This window comes from Sphingobacterium sp. UBA2610 (assembly GCF_002339225.1).
GTDB lineage: Bacteria > Bacteroidota > Bacteroidia > Sphingobacteriales > Sphingobacteriaceae > Sphingobacterium > Sphingobacterium multivorum.
The window spans coordinates 489,004-508,683 of the sequence record NZ_DDKA01000023.1 but is presented as its reverse complement, the minus strand read 5'-3'; the positions used below and the strand labels follow the sequence as shown (position 1 = coordinate 508,683).

The 19,680-nt window shown below is 42.1% G+C and carries 17 protein-coding genes; 12 read left to right on the top strand and 5 right to left on the bottom strand.

All coding sequences use genetic code 11. The features are described from left to right. Genes B4Z47_RS18070 through B4Z47_RS18055 form a run of 4 tightly spaced genes read left to right on the top strand, consistent with a single transcriptional unit; the run spans nucleotide 1 to nucleotide 5,154 of the window. Entirely contained in the window at nucleotides 1-1,392 is a 1,392-nt protein-coding gene (locus tag B4Z47_RS18070) for a hypothetical protein (RefSeq protein ID WP_115048032.1), read from the top strand. Continuing rightward, entirely contained in the window at nucleotides 1,373-2,938 is a 1,566-nt protein-coding gene (locus B4Z47_RS18065; RefSeq protein WP_115048034.1) for an SLC5 family protein, read from the top strand. Before B4Z47_RS18070 ends, B4Z47_RS18065 begins: the two co-directional genes overlap by 20 nt. A 40-nt stretch (nucleotides 2,939-2,978) precedes the next feature. Then, complete coding sequence (locus B4Z47_RS18060) at nucleotides 2,979-4,190, top strand: M20 metallopeptidase family protein (protein ID WP_070569572.1); 1,212 nt, start codon at nucleotides 2,979-2,981, stop codon at nucleotides 4,188-4,190. Next, nucleotides 4,183-5,154, top strand: coding sequence for a Gfo/Idh/MocA family protein (locus tag B4Z47_RS18055; protein WP_236560163.1), 972 nt, complete (start codon nucleotides 4,183-4,185; stop codon nucleotides 5,152-5,154). Before B4Z47_RS18060 ends, B4Z47_RS18055 begins: the two co-directional genes overlap by 8 nt. A gap of 18 nt (nucleotides 5,155-5,172) precedes the next feature. Here the strand turns inward: B4Z47_RS18055 and B4Z47_RS18050 are convergent, their stop codons facing one another. From B4Z47_RS18050 to B4Z47_RS18040, 3 genes are read right to left on the bottom strand one after another with little or no spacing between them, the layout of a single operon-like run. Next, a complete protein-coding gene (locus tag B4Z47_RS18050) occupies nucleotides 5,173-5,850 on the bottom strand; it encodes a YiiX family permuted papain-like enzyme (protein ID WP_070569578.1) in 678 nt (225 codons plus the stop codon). A 29-nt stretch (nucleotides 5,851-5,879) separates the two neighbouring features. After that, the gene (locus tag B4Z47_RS18045) at nucleotides 5,880-6,770 is read right to left on the bottom strand and encodes a hypothetical protein (protein WP_115048036.1); all 891 of its coding nucleotides are present in this window, start codon (nucleotides 6,768-6,770) and stop codon (nucleotides 5,880-5,882) included. 53 nt (nucleotides 6,771-6,823) lie between these two features. Continuing rightward, nucleotides 6,824-7,315 carry a hypothetical protein gene (locus tag B4Z47_RS18040; protein WP_112374175.1) on the bottom strand — a complete coding sequence of 164 codons (492 nt, stop codon included), beginning with the start codon at nucleotides 7,313-7,315 and terminating at the stop codon, nucleotides 6,824-6,826. 689 nt (nucleotides 7,316-8,004) lie between these two features. Between B4Z47_RS18040 and B4Z47_RS18035 the strand changes: the two genes are divergently transcribed. The 5 genes from B4Z47_RS18035 to B4Z47_RS18015 all read left to right on the top strand — a co-directional run bounded on the left by B4Z47_RS18035 (nucleotide 8,005) and on the right by B4Z47_RS18015 (nucleotide 12,879). Beyond that, entirely contained in the window at nucleotides 8,005-8,817 is an 813-nt protein-coding gene (locus B4Z47_RS18035) for a ribose-phosphate pyrophosphokinase (protein ID WP_115048038.1), read from the top strand. Nucleotides 8,818-8,821: 4 nt separating this feature from the next. Then, nucleotides 8,822-10,318 carry a nicotinate phosphoribosyltransferase gene (locus tag B4Z47_RS18030; RefSeq protein ID WP_201649465.1) on the top strand — a complete coding sequence of 499 codons (1,497 nt, stop codon included), beginning with the start codon at nucleotides 8,822-8,824 and terminating at the stop codon, nucleotides 10,316-10,318. Further along, nucleotides 10,308-11,090 carry an NAD(+) synthase gene (gene nadE, locus B4Z47_RS18025; RefSeq protein WP_070569592.1) on the top strand — a complete coding sequence of 261 codons (783 nt, stop codon included), beginning with the start codon at nucleotides 10,308-10,310 and terminating at the stop codon, nucleotides 11,088-11,090. Before B4Z47_RS18030 ends, nadE begins: the two co-directional genes overlap by 11 nt. Nucleotides 11,091-11,244: 154 nt before the next feature. Next, entirely contained in the window at nucleotides 11,245-12,171 is a 927-nt protein-coding gene (locus B4Z47_RS18020; RefSeq protein WP_201303504.1) for a hypothetical protein, read from the top strand. 3 nt (nucleotides 12,172-12,174) lie between these two features. After that, on the top strand, nucleotides 12,175-12,879 hold the full coding sequence (locus B4Z47_RS18015; RefSeq protein WP_070569595.1) for an NUDIX hydrolase: 705 nt from the start codon (nucleotides 12,175-12,177) through the stop codon (nucleotides 12,877-12,879). 136 nt (nucleotides 12,880-13,015) lie between these two features. Here B4Z47_RS18015 and B4Z47_RS18010 read toward each other — a convergent pair whose 3' ends face one another. Both B4Z47_RS18010 and B4Z47_RS18005 read right to left on the bottom strand, forming a co-directional pair. Beyond that, a complete protein-coding gene (locus B4Z47_RS18010) occupies nucleotides 13,016-13,576 on the bottom strand; it encodes a hypothetical protein (RefSeq protein ID WP_139145084.1) in 561 nt (186 codons plus the stop codon). 60 nt (nucleotides 13,577-13,636) lie between these two features. Next, nucleotides 13,637-14,194: a hypothetical protein gene (locus B4Z47_RS18005; RefSeq protein WP_115048042.1), complete on the bottom strand. Its 558-nt coding sequence runs from the start codon at nucleotides 14,192-14,194 to the stop codon at nucleotides 13,637-13,639. Nucleotides 14,195-14,368: 174 nt separating this feature from the next. Between B4Z47_RS18005 and B4Z47_RS18000 the strand changes: the two genes are divergently transcribed. The 3 genes from B4Z47_RS18000 to B4Z47_RS17990 are packed head-to-tail and all read left to right on the top strand — an operon-like array spanning nucleotide 14,369 to nucleotide 19,646. Further along, nucleotides 14,369-16,846 (top strand): SEL1-like repeat protein, encoded by a 2,478-nt coding sequence (locus B4Z47_RS18000; RefSeq protein WP_115048044.1) that lies wholly within the window; start codon nucleotides 14,369-14,371, stop codon nucleotides 16,844-16,846. Between the two features lie 19 nt (nucleotides 16,847-16,865). After that, complete coding sequence (locus B4Z47_RS17995; RefSeq protein WP_115048046.1) at nucleotides 16,866-19,415, top strand: SEL1-like repeat protein; 2,550 nt, start codon at nucleotides 16,866-16,868, stop codon at nucleotides 19,413-19,415. A 3-nt stretch (nucleotides 19,416-19,418) separates the two neighbouring features. After that, nucleotides 19,419-19,646, top strand: coding sequence for a hypothetical protein (locus tag B4Z47_RS17990; protein WP_070569618.1), 228 nt, complete (start codon nucleotides 19,419-19,421; stop codon nucleotides 19,644-19,646). The last annotated feature ends 34 nt before the right edge of the window (nucleotides 19,647-19,680 follow it).

The following is a 19,680-nucleotide window of genomic DNA, read 5'->3' as shown; positions in this document are numbered from 1 at the left end:
ATGAAACAGAAAGACCTCTTGAAAGAAACGACCGGTAGCTTGTACGCACGATTTGGACTTAGCCAGTGTGATATTACTCCACCGGTCGGCATCTATTCCCGTAATTGGGGTGCAGCTGCATTTGACCAGGCAACCGCTGTTCACCAACCTCTGTTGATGCATTGTTTAGCTATGCAATCCTGCGATGGCTTGCCCGCAATTCTGCTAACCGCCGATTTGGGCTGGTGGAAAAATGCAGCTGATGAACAAAATTTGCGATTAGCACTGCTCAGTCATTTTAATCTGGCTGAATCGCAGCTGATTTTTGCGCTGTCGCATACCCATGCCGGGCCAAGCATCTGTTCGACAGATGCAGCCCAACCTGGAGGTGAACTGATTTCGCCCTACCTTGAATTCCTCAAACAACAGGCGATATATTGCATCGAAACGGCACTAAGTGGGCTGTTTAACGGCAGCCTAACCTGGAATTATGGTGTATGCGATTTGGCCAGCAACCGCGATCTGAAAGTCGATGATCATTATCTGATTGGCTACAATCCATTGAAAGAAGCGGATACAACCTTGTTGGTCGGGCGGTTGTATGATGAAACTGAAAGCTTAAAAGCAGTTATTTGTAATTATGCCTGCCACCCAACCAGCTTTGCCCACGAGAATGATTTGCTCTCGCCCGATTTTGTTGGCGAGATGCGGAATACAGTAGAGCGCTCTTTATCCGTGCCTTGTCTTTTTTTACAGGGTGCATCCGGTGATTTGGCTCCGCGGAGACAGTATGTAAAAGATCCGGCACTGGTTGAAGCCAACGGGAAGCAGTTGGGCTATGCGGTGCTCGCGACGCTGGCCCAGGAACAGCGTAGTCATAAAAACTGGGTTTTTAAGGAATCTTTGATCTCGGGGGCGCCACTGGCCTGTTGGGGATTTCGGGAACAGCGCGCTTCAACCGATTTTAAGCAAAGGGTATTATCGATCAAAGTACCTTACAAAAAGCTACCGAGTCCCGAAGCAATTTTGAGTGAATACGAAGGCTGTACGGACCGTGTTATGAAAGATCGCCTTTGGCGAAAATATAATACCCGCAAATCCATCGGCGATCAAGAGGATGCTGTTATTCCGGTGTGGATCTGGAAAATGGGAGATGCTGTGTTGGTGGCGCAGGCCAACGAAGCTTATTCCTGTTATCAAATCGAAGTAAGAGCCGAATTTCCAGATCATACGATCGTTTTTATCAATATCGCGAATGGGTATGTGGGGTACCTTGCACCGAAAGAGCTTTATGATAAGGATATTTATGCCGTGTGGCAAAGCCCCTATGCCAGCGGCGGTCTTGAAATACTTATTGAACAAACTAAATTAGGAATTCAAACATTATTGACCGATGAAACTCGATTGGATTGACGTCATTATTTTTGCCGTGTATATTATTGGTATAGTGGTATTGGGCTTATACGCTTCGAAAAAAAACTCCGCCTCGAAGCGGGACTATTTTCTTGCGGGCGATAAGCTGCCCTGGTGGATGATCGGGGGTAGTATCATCGCAGCAAATATCAGCAGTCATCATCTCGTTGGCGCTATGGGCGCCGCTTATAGTCGTGGTTTTGTAGCCATTACCCTGGAGTGGGGCGCGATCCTAATCGGTTTTAATGCATTATTGTGGATATTTCTTCCCTTTTATATCCGCAACGGTTTCTATACGATACCTGAATACCTCGAAAAGAGATACGGCAACGCTACCCGTGTACTTTATGCAATTTTGATCTTGTTTACTTATGTGTTTGTGGAGATTGGGGCAGTTCTTTATTTGGGCGGTCTGTCGCTGCACGCTTTATTCGGCATTCCTATTTTATACAGCATTTTTGGAATGGCAATTCTGACCGGTTTATATACCGTATTAGGTGGGCTAAAAGCGGTGATATGGACAGAGATGGTGCAGCTCGTCATTCTGGTGTTGGGGGGAATTGTACTAACTTTTGCCACCATTGATGCAGCAGGGGGATTTCAGTCGGTCATAGACTCATCGAAAGATTGGAAAATGTTTTATCCTGCTTCTGATCCTGATTTTCCCTGGACCATGTACTTAGGCGGATTATTGTGTATCAGTGTGTTTTATTGTGCGACAAACCAGTTTATTGTGCAGCGCGTATTAGCGGCAAAAAATGAATGGCATGGGCGTATGGGAGTTATCTTTGGTGACTATCTTAAATTTTTGGTTCCATTGATTATTACTATTCCGGCATTGGTGGCTCCAAAATTCCTACCTCATCTCGATCAGCCCGATTTGCTGTTTGCAACACTCGTGGAAACCTTACTGCCCAAAGGTCTGGTAGGGTTGGTGATGGCCGGATTAATTTCGGCGATCATGTCCCACATTTCAGGAGCGATCAATTCCTGTACAACAATTCTGACCGTGGATATCTATAGCCAGTATATTAATAAAAATGCAAGCGACTGCGAAGCGGTCCGTTTTGGTAAGCGCGCCGGCGTTGCTATTATCGTACTCGGGATCATGAGTGCGGTTGTACTGATCAGTTATTCGGATAAGCCGGTTTTCCTTTATTTGATGAATCTGTATGGTCTTTTCACGCCAGGCATCGCAACAATGTTTTTAATGGGGGTATTTTGGAAAAGAACCACATCGCAGGGTGCTTTAACAGCAGGTTTACTGACAATTCCCCTTTCTTTACTTTTGGAATACACCTTACCTGAAATGCCGTTTTTTAATAGAACAGGCATTGTATTCTGGACTTGTATGCTTGCTTGTGCTGTGGTCAGTTTGTTGACACCAGCGGTCGCCGAAGCAAGATTAAAAAATCTGGTGTTGACGGGCGATTCTTTTCAGGTACCGGATCAGGATAAAGCCGCTTACCGTGGTTTTCGAAATCCGACCTTATGGTGGATTATTATAACGGTGTTGGTGCTTTATTTTTATGTACGTTATTTTTAGCTTAACTTGTTGACCTGTTATACTCTTAAAACTTATCCAGATGATCGACCCAATATTGAAAGAATTAAATGCCAAGATAGCGACTGTTTTTCCAAAAATCGTTGCAATGCGCCGACATATCCATCAGCATCCTGAATTGTCTTTTCAAGAATACGAGACAAGTGCCTATATTCAGCAACAACTTCGCGAACTGGGTATACCATTCGAGCTTGTCGCTCAGACAGGTGTTGTGGCTGTACTGACCGGACAAAAATCGGCGAGCGATGATATTGTGGTATTACGGGCTGATATTGATGCTTTGCCGATACATGAGCAAAATGATGTGGACTATAAATCGAGGAATAGCGGTGTCATGCATGCTTGTGGCCATGATTTTCATACGGCTAATCTCTTGGGGGCGGCGTCCATATTAAATGATTATAAAACGGAGTTTTCTGGTAAAATTATACTACTATTTCAGCCTGCTGAGGAAAAGATTCCGGGCGGAGCGATTCAGGTTTTGGAATCCGGGATTCTGGAATCTTTTGGTGGAACGATTAAAGCTGTGCTGGGGTTACATGTAAGTCCCCGTGTTTCTGTAGGAAAAGTCGGTTTACGTTCGGGACGATTTATGGCCTCGAGCGACGAGTTCTATTTCACCATTAAGGGACGTGGTGGCCACGCTGCGGAGCCACATCGGGCTGTTGATCCCATTATGATCGGCGCGCAGTTACTCACCACCTTACAGCAAGTTGTCAGCCGGAAAGCCAACCCCGATGTGCCGTCTGTATTGACCTTTGGTCGTTTCATTGGGGATGGTGCTGCCAATGTTATTCCCGAGGAAGTCAAATTAGCCGGAACATTTCGTACCATGGATGAGGTATGGCGCAAGGAGGCGCTGGAAATGGTTGCTGAAATAGCGGCAACGCTTCCCGTATCGCTGGGTGCAAAGGTGGAAGTTGAAGTACGGCATGGTTACCCCGCACTTTATAACGATCCCGCATTAACGCAAAAAGTCAAAACAATTATTGCGGAAACGATGGGGAATAGTGTGCCACAAGATCTCGAAATCTGGATGGCGGCCGAGGATTTTGCTTATTATTCTTATCGTTATCCGGCGTTGTTCATGTTGATTGGGACAAATAACGACGATTCCACCACGCAATATGGTCTTCACAATCCACAGTTCAATCTGGATGAAAAGGCTTTCGAAACATCCATGGCTGTTTTGGTCAATGCAGCTATTTCTCTTTTGAATGAATCAAATGAATAGAAAGAAATTCTTGATGTCCTCTTTTGCATTTGGACTATCCTATGCCGTTAATGCGAATAACAAGCTGTCCTCGAGGCAAGAGAAGGTAAAAAAAATAGGGATCATTGGACTGGATATTACGCACGCTGTTGCTTTTACAAGAGCGATTAATACGGCTGCCAGCAATCATCCCTATGGAAAATTCAGGGTTACTGCGGCTTACCCCTATGGAAGCAAAACGATCCCTTTAAGTATCGAGCGTATTCCGAAAATTACAGCGGAAGTGCAACAGCTCGGGGTTTCGATCGTATCAAGTATTGCCGAACTATTGAAGAAAGTAGATTATGTACTTTTGGAGACAAATGATGGAAATCTCCATTTGGAACAGGCACTTCAAGTGATTAAAGCAAAGAAACCTTTATTTATTGACAAACCAATAGCGAATTCCTATGCGGACGCTTTCAAAATTTTTGAAGCTGCAAGAAAGTATGGTTGCCCTATTTTTTCGTCAAGCTCCTTGCGTTATATTACCGGTCTTCAGGAAGTGGATAGGACTAAGGTTATCGGAGCAGATGTCTATTGTCCGGCAGTAACGGAACCTTCACATAAGGATTTATATTGGTACGGCATTCATGGCGTTGAAATGTTATTTGCGTTGATGGGATCGGGGTGTCTTTCGGTAAAGACTGTTCAGGAACAGGGTACCTCGTTTTATGTTGGGAACTGGGCGGATGGAAGAATTGCCTCACTTCGGGGCATTCGTGAGGGGAAGGATGATTTTGGTGGAACGGTTTTTTTGAAAGATCAGATTGTCCATTTGGGGCAATTTATGGGATACGGTCCCTTGTTGGATAAGATCCTTCCATTTTTCGAAACGGGTGTAAGTCCGGTTGACGAAAAGGAAACCCTGGCAATATGCGCATTTATAGACGCCGCCGAAGAAAGTAAATTAAACGGCGGCAAGACGGTTCTGCTTCAAAAATAAAAAACTATGTAGGTATGCTTAATACGTATTCGCAATCGTGATCAATAACGCACTATTAAAAATCGAAGCTGGTGATATGACCGTTTCATTTAGCGGGACGCTGTTGCCGTAACGCTCTTTCAATTTGGTTTTTACTTCGGGGCTGCTTAGGTCAAAATCTTTCAGCTTTTCCAGCTTCCCAACTTCGATGCCTGCTCCACGTTGGTATATTTTCCAGATCAATTCCGAACAATATATTTTATCGTCCGACCATTCGAATGTAGCATCGTAATTTTTTCCGAGAAAATTTTTGCCGATTGATTTCATTTTGGCCAGCGTCGAATTGGTCAGTACCTGATCTGCATTTTTGAGGCGCTTGACCGCGTAATGCTGCTTTTCCCCTCGCGCAATCCAGTGTTCTAACTTAGTTACAGTTACGGGCTGTACGGCTTCCAGTACATAAGGATTACCGTTCTCATAAAAAATAATCCCACAATGGGAATACGGAGAACGCGTCGCTAATTGGATCGCTTTACATTGCGGTGAAATGGAAGACTGAAAGATCATATCACCATCTTTGAGTGGGGGCAATTTCGCATTATCTTTTGCGTGTTTGGGGGCCACTTTTTTTGGTTGAGCATGTATTGGCTCAGCAAAGATCAGTGTGACTAACATCAAGCTAATCAGCGATAGCAGGTATATAAATGTCTTTTTCATTGTTTTATTGATGACTTATTGAAATAGTTTCATGATTTTCTTTGACTTGGTCCTTTCGGCAAGTTGAAAAGCAGATAATACGTCGGATTCATTTTGGTATACTTTCTCCGTGTTTGCACCGTTCTGCAAAGATAATCTACGATTATTTTGTTTTTTATTAAGATAGCTTTTCCAAGTAATGTGCATTGTGTAAAGCTATAATCAGCTTTAATTTCATCAATACCCAGTCGGTTCAGGCTATTTAAACAAGTTTTACGGATAAAATCCATGTCGTTTTTTTCTATTGCTATCTTCAGGATTTCGAAATCATTGAATTGTCTGTTTTTAGCTAGAAATAAATGGTGAAACTGTTTGGCGATAGCGTACTGTCCCTTTTCTAAAATCCGATGAATGGCATTGCTGCTAAATTCCTCTACTGTGGAAAATCCATGCAGCTGACTAAAAAATAAAAGTATATTTTCAAAAGGGAGCTTGGCTACCTCCAGTTGCATGAGGCCGCTCAGATCGTTCGTGTCGAATAAATTCTCCATGTATCTGAGGCTGTCCAAAGCGATAAATTGAAATTCGGGTTGATAGTCCGCGAGCCAATTGGAGGATTTGGCTATTACAAAGGTGTTGTTAGCAATCCTATAGTTGATAGAGATAGCTGGTTCAGCATAGTTGATTATTGTTATTGTACTGTCTGATAATTCATAATGTTTTGAACGAAGATGCGCTGTCGTTGCGGTGGGAAAGAGCCTGTTGAGATTGATCTGTATGGCGTATACGCCCAACTTGTCTGCATGCAAATTATAACAAAGTGTTCCTTGCTCTGTGATGTAAAAGGGTATTCTGCTCCCCGGCTGCTGCTGTGACTGAAAAACGATCTTGTTTTGGTAGGCAAATAACGATGTTGCCAGACCGGCTAGTAAGCAAAGCATGCAAAGACCTATTTTTAACCCTAAGCGATTCATGGTATAAAATGATCGCATGACTAATCGTGGTATAGCTCTAAAAACTGATTGATCTGATTGGTTAACCCAAACGATTCGGATTCCAATAAATTGATTTCAGCTTGTATCTCCATTGTAGTCGGCGACAAGGTAAGCTTTCGATAGACCTGAATATCTAGTTCCAAAACGGCTAATTGTAGTGCGAGCAGCTGTTTGCCTTCTGTAGTATGGAGTTGTAGTTCATTAAAGGCATGTTTTAATCGTTCCAATTCAGCGATTGATTTTTGGACGTCATTTTCATCGGCCTTGCCAAAGTTCGGATAGGCCTCTCCCAACGTGCGAAAAGCATCGAGGTATTCTTCCTCGGACATTTCATAAATATTCGAATAGAGCATATTGTACGCATCAATGGCGTCATAGGTTTCCGAATCCATTAAGTCTTCGCGATAGTCCTCGACCAACTGTTTGATGTCTTGAGATTCAATCTGTAAGATTGACTCAATATCCTGTTTGATAAGATTGGCTATTTCCATGCTTTATGCTTAAAGTAATCTAAAGTCCCCCGCCGGCTCACAAATTTGCTGACAAAGAATTTTTTGACTTTGGTATAGACAAAGATCTTGTTTTATCGCAAAATTTCAATCCCTATAATCAGCTAATTTTTATGGAGACTGTCGCTCAGCAGTTTTTTATCACCTGAGCATCTCCTATAGGACCTGTGCAGTCCATATTTCCATCGCATTTTTCTGTCTTGTCGCACGTATTTTTCTTTCTGCCCGTCAATCAAACGGAGAGCGGGATGCCGTGTAGCCAAACGGGGATGAGCGAGCTATCAAATTCTACCTTTTAACATTGTTTGTTCAGTGCTTGTTCAGTGATTGTTCAGTGCTCGTTCAGTGATGACTCAGTGTGGACTGTATAATTAATGAATGATCACTGTCTAAATAGTGACTAAAAATTGTTATGAGATACGACTTGGTATAGGTATGCTTGGTTTAATATAGGTGAATCAGGAGATCAGCTTTAGGACCAATAGTTAGAAATGGGGGATGAATTTTAAGTAAACTAACTTTCTCTAAATTATTTGATTGATTGATAGTGTTTTATGGTGTTTTTGTGATTTTATGAGTAAAAAGTACTCAATATATTTTGCGCGCTTAAATTTAATCCTCATATTTGTTGAGTAAAAAATACTCAATAGTACAAAGTAAAATTAAAAGCTATGATCGTATTAAATAAGCAACAGGTAGTCACAGAACAATTTCCAAACGGGGAAACAAAAGTGAAAGATTTTGATCAGTTGATCTTAAAAGACAACCTTGTCGAATTTACATATCAAGAAGATGGAGACTTAATCCGCTTGCTTTTTGTCAAGAAGCGGTTGGATGAAACCGAAGCTGAAACTTGTCGGTTATTGATCCATTATATGCCCTATAGCCGTATGGATCGCAAAATAGAAGGTGATTTATTCACATTGAACTATGTGGCGGAGTTTATCAACAGTTTGCAATTTGATCAGGTGTTTGTGGTCGAACCGCATTCCCACGTTACCCTAGAACTTTTAGTGAACAGTGTTGGGGTTTATCCGGCATTGGACTGGTTGCCACAGTTGATGGAAAAGCTTGATTTTTCGGACAATGATCGGATTGTTTTCCCGGATAAAGGAGCGGCGGCACGTTACATCAACAGCGGCTATGAAAATAGCTGTGTTTTTGAGAAAAAGCGAAATCCACAAACAGGCCGGATCGAAGGGATGGAACTTAAGGCTGGAGATATTCCGCTCGGCGCAAAATGTATTATTGTCGATGACCTCTGTTCTGCAGGTGGCACATTTCTTTGGGCCGGGAAAATATTGAAAGAAATGGGAGCCAGTGCAGTTTATCTTTTGGTCACACATTGTGAAGCCCGAATTTTTAAAGGGACCCTGTTGGATGATGATTCACCAATAACCAGTGTCTTTACCACCAATTCCATGATGGATACCGAGCACCCAAAAATAAATTATATCAACTTAACGACTGAAAGTTATGTTTAAATCAATGAGCAAGAATCCAATACTTTGGACAGATGGTTATAAATTGTGTCATAAGGATCAATATCCAACACATACGGAATGGGTTTATGAGACTTGGACGCCACGAATGTCTCGCATAGAAGGTATTAGTCATGTTGTATTTTTTGGATTACAGGGAGCCTTGGCCGAAATCACCAATTCATTTGATGCAAACTTTTTTGCTCAACCGGAAGAAGAGGTCGTGGCGGCTTACGAAGAGGCAATTGCAACTGTTTTTGAAAATACAAACGCGAAGTTTGCGGCGACGCATGATTCGAAACATATTCGCGACTTACATCGGCTGGGGTATCTTCCAATCAAGGTAAATGCGTTGCAGGAAGGAAGCTTGGTTCCTGTCGGCGTACCAATGTTTACGATTGAAAATACACATCCCGATTTTTTCTGGCTTCCGGGTTACCTGGAAACACAATTATCGGCTTTTATCTGGTCACCGATGACTGCAGCGACAATCGCAGATCGCTATAAAAGGTTATTGACGGGGTTTGCCGAGAGAACGGGCGACGTCAATAAAGTCTTTACGCAGGCCGGAGATTTTTCCATGCGTGGTATGGGTTCTCCTGAAACGGCTTATCGTACGGCTGGGGGACATCTGTTGAGCTTCGGTGTCTCTGCTACATTGTCTGTTCGGGAGTATCTGAAATCCTACTATCATGCAAAAAGTGATGTAATGATGTACACCCCATCGACGGAGCACAGTGTAATGTGTTCGTACGGAGAGGACGAGGTAGAAGCATTTCGACATTTAATCACAACGGTGTATCCAAGTGGAAATATCTCCATCGTATCGGATACCTACGACCTCTGGAATGTAGTTGACAATGTATTGCCGCAATTGAAAGATCTTATTATGGCTAGGGAGGGGAAGGTTGTTATTCGTCCCGATAGTGGCGATCCTGTGAAGATTATCTGTGGCGATGCTGCATCTGATCGCAGTACTGTGCAGAAAGGTATCGTCGAACGTTTGTTTGAACTTTTTGGTGGTACGACCAACAGCAAAGGCTTTAAGGAGCTGGATCCCCATATTGGCGTAGTGTACGGTGATTCCATTACAGTCGATCGAGCGGATAAGATCTGTCAAGGTTTGCTGGATAAGGGTTTTGCCTCGACGAATACCATATTGGGCATAGGTTCGTATACCTATCAGTATGTGACACGGGATACCTTTGGCTTTGCGTTAAAAGGGACGGCTGAGATTGTCAATGGTGAGTTTAAAGCGATACAGAAACGTCCCGCTACAGATACTGGCAACTTTAAAAAGTCGCAAAAGGGGATGGTCGCTGTGGTCTTTGAAAATGACGATTTTCGTTTGATAGACGATCTTACACCGCAAACGGTCGCCGATCTGGGTGAACGAAATCTGCTGGAAACATGTTATCTGAATGGCGAATTTATACGCACAACGCGTTTTGAAGAAATAAGGAATAGATTAAGAACTGAAACAATTCGAGTATATGGAAAATAGCGTAAACAAACCGTTTTTCATCCAGGATGAAAACGTTGCACAGTATGCACAATTGATGGCATCCTGGATTGCCCAACAGGTGAAATCGGCCGACCGCAAAGGACTTGTATTGGGTATGAGTGGTGGAATAGACTGCAGTGTTGTCGCTTGCCTATGCCGGCTGGCACAGGTGGATGTCCACTTGGTGTTGATGCCGTATGGCAGTGATATGAACAAAAGTAAAAGCCATCAACATGCCATGGAGCTTATTCAGAAATTTGATTTTCCATTTCATGTATTTGACATTCAACCCGCGGTGGATGCGTTGGCCATTCATCAAGAAAAGTTTATCGCAGAAGCTACCGCCACTAACCGCGCTTTGAGCCTTGCTAATATTCGTCCACGTGTTCGTATGACGTATTTGTATCAATTAGCACAATTGGGTAGTAGATTTGTTATTGGTACGGGGAATATGGCCGAAGCTACTGTAGGTTATTTTACGAAGTGGGGCGATGGTGCCTATGATCTGAACCCGCTGGCAATGGTTACCAAACAGGAAGTATATACCTTAGCCAAATATTTGGGGGTGCCCGAATCTATTCAGTATAAAAGTCCATCTGCTGGTCTTTGGGAGGGGCAGACCGATGAAGAGGAATTGGGTATGACCTATGCGCAAATCGATGGGTTTATTTTAAAAGGTACATCGGGCGATCCGGTTATAGACGAAATTATTCGTAAACGTATACAACAATCTGCCCACAAGTTTGCAGCGGTGCCTACATTCAAAGGTTAATTTTAAATGGTTCGAGAAGTCGACGCAAGCACTTCATAACAGGCAACAAGGGACAAAAAAGTACTATAGTGAAGATGATTTTTCACTGGAAGAAGGCTTTAATGGCTTCATCGTTCTGCGAAATGAAGGCTGCGTTGAAATAAATATAGATGTTATGAAACTGAATAACATAAAAACACAATTTGATCAGATTGTAGATGTCCAACAGATTGCCAGCGGCAAAAAGGATAATATTCCAAACATGTTGATGTTGGCACAGGAAGAAAATATACAGCCAGCAGCCTTGGATAAAAAACGAACCTTGCTATTGGCGATCGATGTCCAAAATGATTTTATGGAATCCATCGGTAGTCTTGCCGTCAACGGTTCAAAGGCCGATGTACAACGTCTGACGCAGTGGATGTACCGTAATATTGAGGCCTTAACGCAAGTCATGTGTAGTCTCGATTGTCACTCGATAAGGCAGATTTTCCATCCCGCTTGGTGGCTTGACAGTGCGGGAAATCATCCGGAGCGATTCACCGTTATTCGCCATGCCGATGTCCGCGATGGTATCTGGCGTGCTGCGAATGACCATACAGCCTTAGCGCTGGATTATCTCCAGCATTTGGAAGCTGAGGGAAAAAAACAATTGTGTATCTGGCCATACCATTGTCTGGAAGGGACTTCGGGGGCGCAGCTGGAGAGTCAATTTACCAATATGCTTTATTTTCACAGTGCAGCACGTCAGGTCAAACCCATATTGGTTTATAAGGGGCAAGATCCAAATACGGAAATGTACGGTATTATCAAAGCGGAATATGACGATAATAAATTCGTAAATCATGCTGTGCTCGATGCAATTCGCGATTACGATGCGATATACATCGCCGGTGAAGCTTCCAGTCATTGTGTTTTAGCATCAACCGTGCAGATTTTGGAATATTTTGAACAAGATCGAGCGATTACGTCACGAATCACCTTATTGATCGACTGTATGTCGCCCATCGCTGGATTTGAAGCGCAGACTTTACAGCAGTTTGAGGCTTTAAAGGAGAAGTATGGAATCCAGATCAAATTGTCAACCGAAGTAACTTTGTAGCAGATGACAGCCTCAGAAAAAAAATACACATATGATTACCCAAGACCTGCTGTTACGGTTGACTGTGTAATCTTCGGCTTTGATAAAAACCAGCTTAAGGTATTATTGACCAAACGGGCAATAGAGCCTTTCTTGGGAAAATGGGCATTTCCTGGCGGTTTTATTCAGGAAGATGAGAACGCCGACGACTGTGCGATTCGTAAACTGCAGGAGGAGGCCGGTCTCAAAGATATTTTCCTCGAACAGCTTTATACATTTTCAAACTTAGCTCGTGATCCGCGCGGAAGAGTCATTAGTATTGCCTATTATGCACTTGTCAGGCCCGATGCTTATACGTTGGAAGCAGGGGTTGATATCGATGCGGTGCAATGGTTTGGTATTGACGAAAAGTTGGATCTCGCTTTTGACCATAAACAGATCTTGAACACCGCCATACAACGGCTCAGGGGTAAAATTCGTTATCAACCAATCGGTTTTGAGCTCTTGCCCAAACAGTTTACGTTGCCCGATTTACACAATTTGTATGAAACCGTTCTGCAGCGGTCAATTGACCGTGGGAATTTTCGAAAAAAAATTCTCAGCATGGGTTTATTGATCGACCACAGCGATAAGCAAAAAGACCGGCGTGCCAGGGCTGCAAAGATCTATAGTTTTGACAGGGTAAAATATAAAGAACTTACTGAATCGGGGTTTTATTTTGAAGTATAGGTCTAACGAACGGAGCAGGCAACCATGAAATTGGCTTCTGCCTGCTTTCATTGCTGTCTGGTCTTTTTAAGATCTTACGTTAATGTCCGGTGCAGCGCTGTCTTAATACACTAATTCAAGCTGAGTCGCGTTTGGGCTAACCCTGAAAATCACCACAATCATGGACTTCGAACTGATCGACTAAAGCTTTCTGTGTATAGTATTTTGCGACACGTTTATTTTTTAACAAAAGAGAATCCCCCTTAATTTTTAATTCGAAAATGGGCTCTTTCTCTATTTTCTTGAAGTAAAACTCATTATTTTTAGTCTTCATCGTGAGGCCGCTGTCACGAAAATTATAGGTGAAATCTTTGATTTGATAGATTTCATTGGAATCACAGACATTGACCAAAAGCAGTTGTTTTTTATTCATTTTGATTTCTGCAAGATCGCATGCATAACATATTCCTGAGAATTCGATGCCATACTTCTTAAAACTATCGTTGCTTTCCGGTCGAAGAATAGCAATAGGATACAGCTGTTTAAAGAGCGAAAGGTTATCATCGGATATGGATGTTAGCTCTTTTTGTTTCTTTATGGAGTCTATGCTGGCGGTGCTGCTGAATGCGGCAGCTGATTTTTTGGCTCCATTCTTTTGCTGGCAGCTGAAAAACAATACCATGCAGGACAGAAACATAGTCTTTAAGATTACCTTCATCGTTATTTTTCGCAATTATTGTTGTTACTCATAAACATATAGATTGAGAAACGGTTTTTGTTATTCAATCTCAACCCATTTTCTTTCGAAGTAGACGGTGCCTACCGGTGTATCGGTGGCGTCTATGATTTTCGCTGCTACAAAGTCGCCCTTTAGGCCAGCATATTTTAGTTTTAAACCTTTACTTTCTAAGTCGGAGGTATCATAGTATGCACCCAATTTGAGTTGAAATGGATTGTGTTCCACATCATTTGTAAAGATGGAAAACAAAAGCAACTTCGTAGCCTGTTTATCTGCCTCTTCGTATCCAAAGAAGCGATGATCGATACGTATATTGGCATGTAAGCGGATCATACTGTCTCGAGCACTTAAGTTTACATAAGCTTTGGTGATTTCGTCAGATTCCAGTACGCTTTGTGCATTTGCTTGGTCAATGCTATCCAGTTTGGAAGTTTTTAACGAGATACTTTTTTTGGGGGCAGTATCCTCGGCAGCTTTTTCCATGGCCTTGCTTGAACTTACAGGTTCTTCAGCTTGTTTTGGTTTTTCCTGACAAGCGATTTGTAACGCGAGGAGTGCTAATGCACTGCTATAATAACTGTATTTGAAATGATTCATTGTTCTTTCTGTTACAAAATCCAATCCAAAGTTGCCGAAAATAGGGGGAGAAAAAAATCCCTGTTTTCCGCTAATCGAAAAAATCGATAAATACGGTATTTTTACGGCATTCGCATGATTCTTGTCGTATGGAACGGATCAATGTGATACAACAAAAAACAGAAGAAATAAAGTATGGCACATCGTATTTATATTTATAATGTAAATCTCAGGACCAAAGAAACATATCCCACTTACCTGGCTGAATGGAATTATGAAATTCCCATCCTCATGCGGCCATTATTTTCCGCCAATATCCGTTCCAAAGGTTCTCAGCTTTATGCCAACAAGGAAGATGGGATCGCAAGACTTCGCTATTTTTATGCGTTGTTGGCTGATAGGTATCAATTGCATTATAAAAAAAGCTATTATGAGCCTGTCAACAACATGTTTGAATTTTTGGAAGCGCTACCTTTTGATACCTTGCAGATCGATGGACGCGATGTTTTTACAATGAATGCGGAAAAAGATGTGGAGCAAGCCAAAGATTGGGTGGAAGAAATTAAAATGCAAGCCTTATTGTTTGAACAAGCTGTCGAAGAACAGTCCTTAGATCCGCTTGACCCGCTTGTGAAAGCGTCTGGTTATACTTCTTTTTTAGATGCCCTTCAAACCGATTGGATTGATTATGGATTGGGTTTATGGGAAGAAGACGTTCTGAAAGAGCCAGACCCTGAAGTTTTTGAGGCAGTAGGAAAGCAGGGATTAAAGAATGCCAAGGGGGATATTTTGGTTGAGGCGATTTACGATGAAATATTCGAATTCAATGAACAGGGGATCGCTGTTGTTGAACGCGATGGCCTTTTTGGTTATGTTGATACGAGTGGCACTATACTAATTCCATGTCAATATGTGGAGGCCTTTGATGCCCGACATATCAATGGGAACAATTACGCTGAAGTGGAAGTGGCAGGGAAACGTGGGGTATTGCATATTGATACCAAACAGCTGAGCATACCTGCATTATATGATGAACTCGACTGGATCGCCTATGGCTTTTTAAATGCAAGACAGGGGGATAGCCACATGCTCCTTTCGGCTGAAGGACGATTGATTATTTCAGATCCCGCAGCCGAGTCGTTTATGTTTGACTATAACAAGTTGTTCTATAGCCGGCAAAAAGGAACGATAAAAAGGAAGTATTACCTAATGGATGGTCAGTTTTTAGGGACCTTTTTGGAAGGTAGCCTGGAGCCGCTAGCCAATCGCTATTTTTGGATTAAACCCAATAAGCTACAGTCAAAAATTGCCGTCATTCAACCCGATGGTAATATTTTGGATGAAGGAATTGACCGGATTATAGTGTTGGACGACTATCGAAGTATTGCGTATCTCAAAAATAAAAGATGGCAGATCTATTCGCTTGAACTAGGCTTATTCCGATTGGCTGATTTAACGATTGATCAGGTTCTAGTCGATCATATACAGCAGTACCGTAAAGATATCTTTGTCGTTGGTTGTGCCCAAGGACAGGGGATTTATGACGCTCATCGAGGGGAATGGTTACTTGAACCTGCTATTGCCTATCAAAAAATCGAACATTGCTTTTTGGATTTTATGCGCATACACTGTGCACAGGGTATGTACTGCTTCGATACGAAGCTTAACGTCCGTAGTGCGCTGTATGATTATATTTGTTCGCCTTTTCATTACCCAAGACCAGAAGCGGCCGAAGGTGAACTGTTGCTTTTATTCAAAGGGGATAAGTTGTTTAATTTGGATATAAATCGAAATGTTGTCGAGATTCCCGAAACAGCATATGGCTATTTGTATTCCGAGCGATACCAGCTCCGGGGGCGTGATCAAAGTTATTTTATACAGTTCTATCAGGCATGGATCAGGCGTAAGGGCGACGGCTACGAACAGTATTTTGACAATGAAACGCTGTTGGAAAATGGTAAGAAGCTGGAAGCGGAGGGAAAGATTTCAGATGCCATTCGACTGTTCAGCATCGGAGCAGATCGGGGTAGTGCGGACTGTCAATATCTGCTTGGAAACATCTTTACGGATGATGACTACGAGGGGATGGACATCGAAAAAGGAAAGTCTTTTTATGAAAAGGCCATGGCTCATGATCATGCGCAGGCATGGAACAATTGGGGATTTTTATATGCCACAGGCCATGGTGTAGCTTTTGATGTATCTAAAGCCTTAAAGGCCTATCAAAAGTCTGCTGCGCTGGGGGAAGCGCAGGCCATGAGCAACCTGGGTAACTGGTATTACGAGGGTGAATATGTGGAACAAGATTATGCCTTAGCCCTAGATTATTTTAAACAAGCAGAGAAAGCGGGGATTTATAATGATGCTCAAATCGCAGAAATCTACTATCAAGGGCAAGATTATGCGAACTTATTGCGTTATTTGAAAAAGGATACAACCAATCAATTTTCTGCTATTTATTATGGGATTCTTTATGAGGAAGGCTTTGGTGTAAAGCAAAACTTACAAAAAGCGATCCGCTACTATGAAAAAGCCAATGAAAATAGCGTGTACGCCTATGCCGTTAATCGTTTGCTACAACTCTATGGAGCGCATGGAGCGGCTTCAGACGCGGATAAATACGGATTTTGGTTCAATTTTGCTAAAGAAAATGCTGTTGAAATTGATCAATAGTAAGGAAATTGCATAGAAAATGGCTCATCGCATATATATTTACAATACAGATAAGAAGGATCAAGATTACTTCCCTCATTATTTAGGAGAATGGAACTATGTGATTCCACCCCTTTTTTTACCCCTATTTGCTGCTAATCCGAAAGCAAAAGGTACCTTAGTTTACTCCGAAAAGGAACCGGGAGTCAGAAAGCTTCGTGCGTTGTATGATTTGCTCATTCATGAATATGGGTTAAATTCCGATGCGCTGGCCATGGCAGCTATCGGGAAACTGTTCGATTTTTTGGACGGTTTACCCTTCGATTATTTCCAGCTGAACGCAAGTGATGTATTTAACATGAGCGATGTTAAACATAGCCAACAGGCCAAAGATTTTGCAATTGAAATCCTTGAGAAGAATTTGCTCTATGAAAAAGCAATCGAAAAACAATCCTTAGCTGAGCTTGAGTTTATTTTGGTGTCCGCTGGTTATACTTCTTTTTTAGCGATGCTCGAACTGGAATGGAGCAACTATGGCTTAGGCTGGTGGAATAGAGACGCGATTGATCGTCTGGATAATCAATTTTTTGAAGATCAGGGGCTTTGGGGGATACGCAATGCAAAAGGGGAGGTGAAGGTCGAAGCTAGCTATCAGGAAATTGGTACTTTTGAGTGTGAAGGGATCGCAGTCATACAGAAAAATGAGCTGTTCGGTTATTTGAATAGGGGTGGAGAAGAAGCTATTTCCTGTGTTTATTCATCGGCGGCGCCAGCCCAATATGGAACCGGATCAACGGTTGGTAAGGTGAGCTTAGCTAAAAAATATGGATTAGTCAACGTCGGGAACGGAGAAATAATCATACCACTTGAATATGATGAACTCGAAGATTTTGCTTACGGTTATTATCAGGGGAAGAAAGATCAGCAATATTATATCATCGATGCTCAAGGCCAGCTGTTCAATGCTGCCGGTGCGGACAAACCGTTTGAAATTGATTATGATGGATTTATCTATCAAGAGATTGGGGGAAATAAACTGCGTCATTATTATTCCAATAGCGGTATTTTGCTTGGCGCTTTTGCCAGTAGTGCACTGAGCGAATTACTGTTTGATTTTTATGCAGTCAATTTGAATAATAAAAAGAAAAAATCAGTTTTGTCTCCCGATGGAACTATCTTGGTCAAAGATGTTGCTGTACTTAATGCCGGAAATGGCCGAAGCGCATTATTTTTTGCTGATTCCGGCGGCATCCGTTTGTATGACCTGGAAGCCCGCGCCTTTGTACTGCAAGATTTGGCAATTCGGTCCATTCAAGGGGGGACTGATTTTGGTAATGGCGCCTGGGATTGCTATATTATCGAAACAGCAACCGGGAGGGGAATTTATCAGGCTGCTGAAAAGGTGTGGCTGGTCCCGCTCTCAACGCACTATGTGAAAATTGTATATGCTGCTGTGATGGATTATTTTATTCTGAAAGACCATGCGGGAAGATATTACTATTTTGACGCAGTGGAAAGGACGCTCAGTTCCGCCTACGATTATGTTTGTGCAAGCGTTAATCACTATCAGGATCTGATGTTATTGCAAGGTGACCTGTTGTATAAAAAGGGCTACGATGGTGTGGAAGTAATTCAGGAAGATCAATATGGTCAGTTTCTGAAGAAGCTGGATCAATTGTCTGGAGAAGATTTTGAAATATGTAATCGTTTTTTTGAAGGGTGGAAGGCTGCGAAGGGCGATAATTTTGAATCCAGTTATGATAGTTATACGCTATATCATATGGCCCTGGACTGTTGCCGACAAGGCGATGTCGAAATGGCGATACGCTATTTTACCTTTTCTGCTGACCAGAATAATGAAAGCAGCATGCATGAATTGGGGAATATCTATACGGATACTGATAGCGAAGACAATCCTTTTTTAGATTTGGACAAAGGAATTCAATATTATGAACAAGCGGCCCAAAAAGATTATTCCGCTGCATGGAATGCAATCGGCTACCTCTTTCAGTATGGCATCGGCTATAAAAAAGACCTGGAAAAGTCATTTAATGCCTACATGAAAGGAGCAGAGTTGGGTAATGGCTATGCTTTGTCCAATTTAGGCTACTTTTATTCAAGTGGAACCTATGTCGAAGAAGATCTGGAAAAAGCCCTCAGCTATTATCAGAAAGCTGAATTAAAATTAGTTGAGAACAACAGCAATATAGCTTCTATCTATTACAGTTTGGAGGATTACGATCGTCTATTGGTTTATTTGAAAAGGGATAAAGAAAATAGTTATTCCAATATTTATTATGGATTGCTCTATGATCAGGGACTTAAATTTAAAAAGGACAGTAAAAAGGCGATCCACTATTTTGAACGAGCCAACGACTATGGTGTTTACGAAAGTGCCACTGCTCGCTTATTGGATTATTACAAGAATGATCCTACATTTAGAAATCAGGAAAAATATGTCCATTGGCTTGATTTTGCAAAAAACAATGAACTGGATATCGAACTGGATTTATTGCAATGGGATAATCAGTCTGAAGACTCAGGTGCTAGCTCGTCCTTTTTTGGCAAACTGTTTAAAAAGAAAAAGTAAATTATGTTATCATCAGCAAATATAGATTTTGGTGGCATTCTGATCGACTTGATCCTGATTGTTTTTTTTGGATTTGGAACACTTTATACGTTATCTGCAGGCATTGTTCATCGTGTAAAGAAGCAAACACGGACGGTAGGATATTATTTCCTATCCTTTGTGGTATCGGGTGTTATTGGACTGGTTGCCGCCGGATTGCTGGCCTTTATATGGGCGATGTCATTATCGTAAAGTGACGGCAATAGAGTAAATTTATCGCAATGAT

Excerpts from the sequence above, each read along its gene's own strand:
- B4Z47_RS17995 (WP_115048046.1), top strand. The coding sequence starts at position 16,866 with ATGGCTCATCGCATATATATTTACAATACAGATAAGAAGGATCAAGAT.
- B4Z47_RS18030 (WP_201649465.1), top strand. The coding sequence starts at position 8,822 with ATGAGCAAGAATCCAATACTTTGGACAGATGGTTATAAATTGTGTCAT.
- nadE (WP_070569592.1), top strand. The coding sequence starts at position 10,308 with ATGGAAAATAGCGTAAACAAACCGTTTTTCATCCAGGATGAAAACGTT.
- B4Z47_RS18005 (WP_115048042.1), bottom strand. The coding sequence starts at position 14,194 with ATGAATCATTTCAAATACAGTTATTATAGCAGTGCATTAGCACTCCTC.
- B4Z47_RS18045 (WP_115048036.1), bottom strand. The coding sequence starts at position 6,770 with ATGCTTTGCTTACTAGCCGGTCTGGCAACATCGTTATTTGCCTACCAA.
- B4Z47_RS18070 (WP_115048032.1), top strand. The coding sequence starts at position 1 with ATGAAACAGAAAGACCTCTTGAAAGAAACGACCGGTAGCTTGTACGCA.
- B4Z47_RS18000 (WP_115048044.1), top strand. The coding sequence starts at position 14,369 with ATGGCACATCGTATTTATATTTATAATGTAAATCTCAGGACCAAAGAA.
- B4Z47_RS18010 (WP_139145084.1), bottom strand. The coding sequence starts at position 13,576 with ATGAAGGTAATCTTAAAGACTATGTTTCTGTCCTGCATGGTATTGTTT.
- B4Z47_RS18050 (WP_070569578.1), bottom strand. The coding sequence starts at position 5,850 with ATGAAAAAGACATTTATATACCTGCTATCGCTGATTAGCTTGATGTTA.
- B4Z47_RS18055 (WP_236560163.1), top strand. The coding sequence starts at position 4,183 with ATGAATAGAAAGAAATTCTTGATGTCCTCTTTTGCATTTGGACTATCC.
- B4Z47_RS18060 (WP_070569572.1), top strand. The coding sequence starts at position 2,979 with ATGATCGACCCAATATTGAAAGAATTAAATGCCAAGATAGCGACTGTT.
- B4Z47_RS18065 (WP_115048034.1), top strand. The coding sequence starts at position 1,373 with ATGAAACTCGATTGGATTGACGTCATTATTTTTGCCGTGTATATTATT.
- B4Z47_RS18040 (WP_112374175.1), bottom strand. The coding sequence starts at position 7,315 with ATGGAAATAGCCAATCTTATCAAACAGGATATTGAGTCAATCTTACAG.
- B4Z47_RS18020 (WP_201303504.1), top strand. The coding sequence starts at position 11,245 with ATGAAACTGAATAACATAAAAACACAATTTGATCAGATTGTAGATGTC.
- B4Z47_RS18035 (WP_115048038.1), top strand. The coding sequence starts at position 8,005 with ATGATCGTATTAAATAAGCAACAGGTAGTCACAGAACAATTTCCAAAC.
- B4Z47_RS17990 (WP_070569618.1), top strand. The coding sequence starts at position 19,419 with ATGTTATCATCAGCAAATATAGATTTTGGTGGCATTCTGATCGACTTG.
- B4Z47_RS18015 (WP_070569595.1), top strand. The coding sequence starts at position 12,175 with ATGACAGCCTCAGAAAAAAAATACACATATGATTACCCAAGACCTGCT.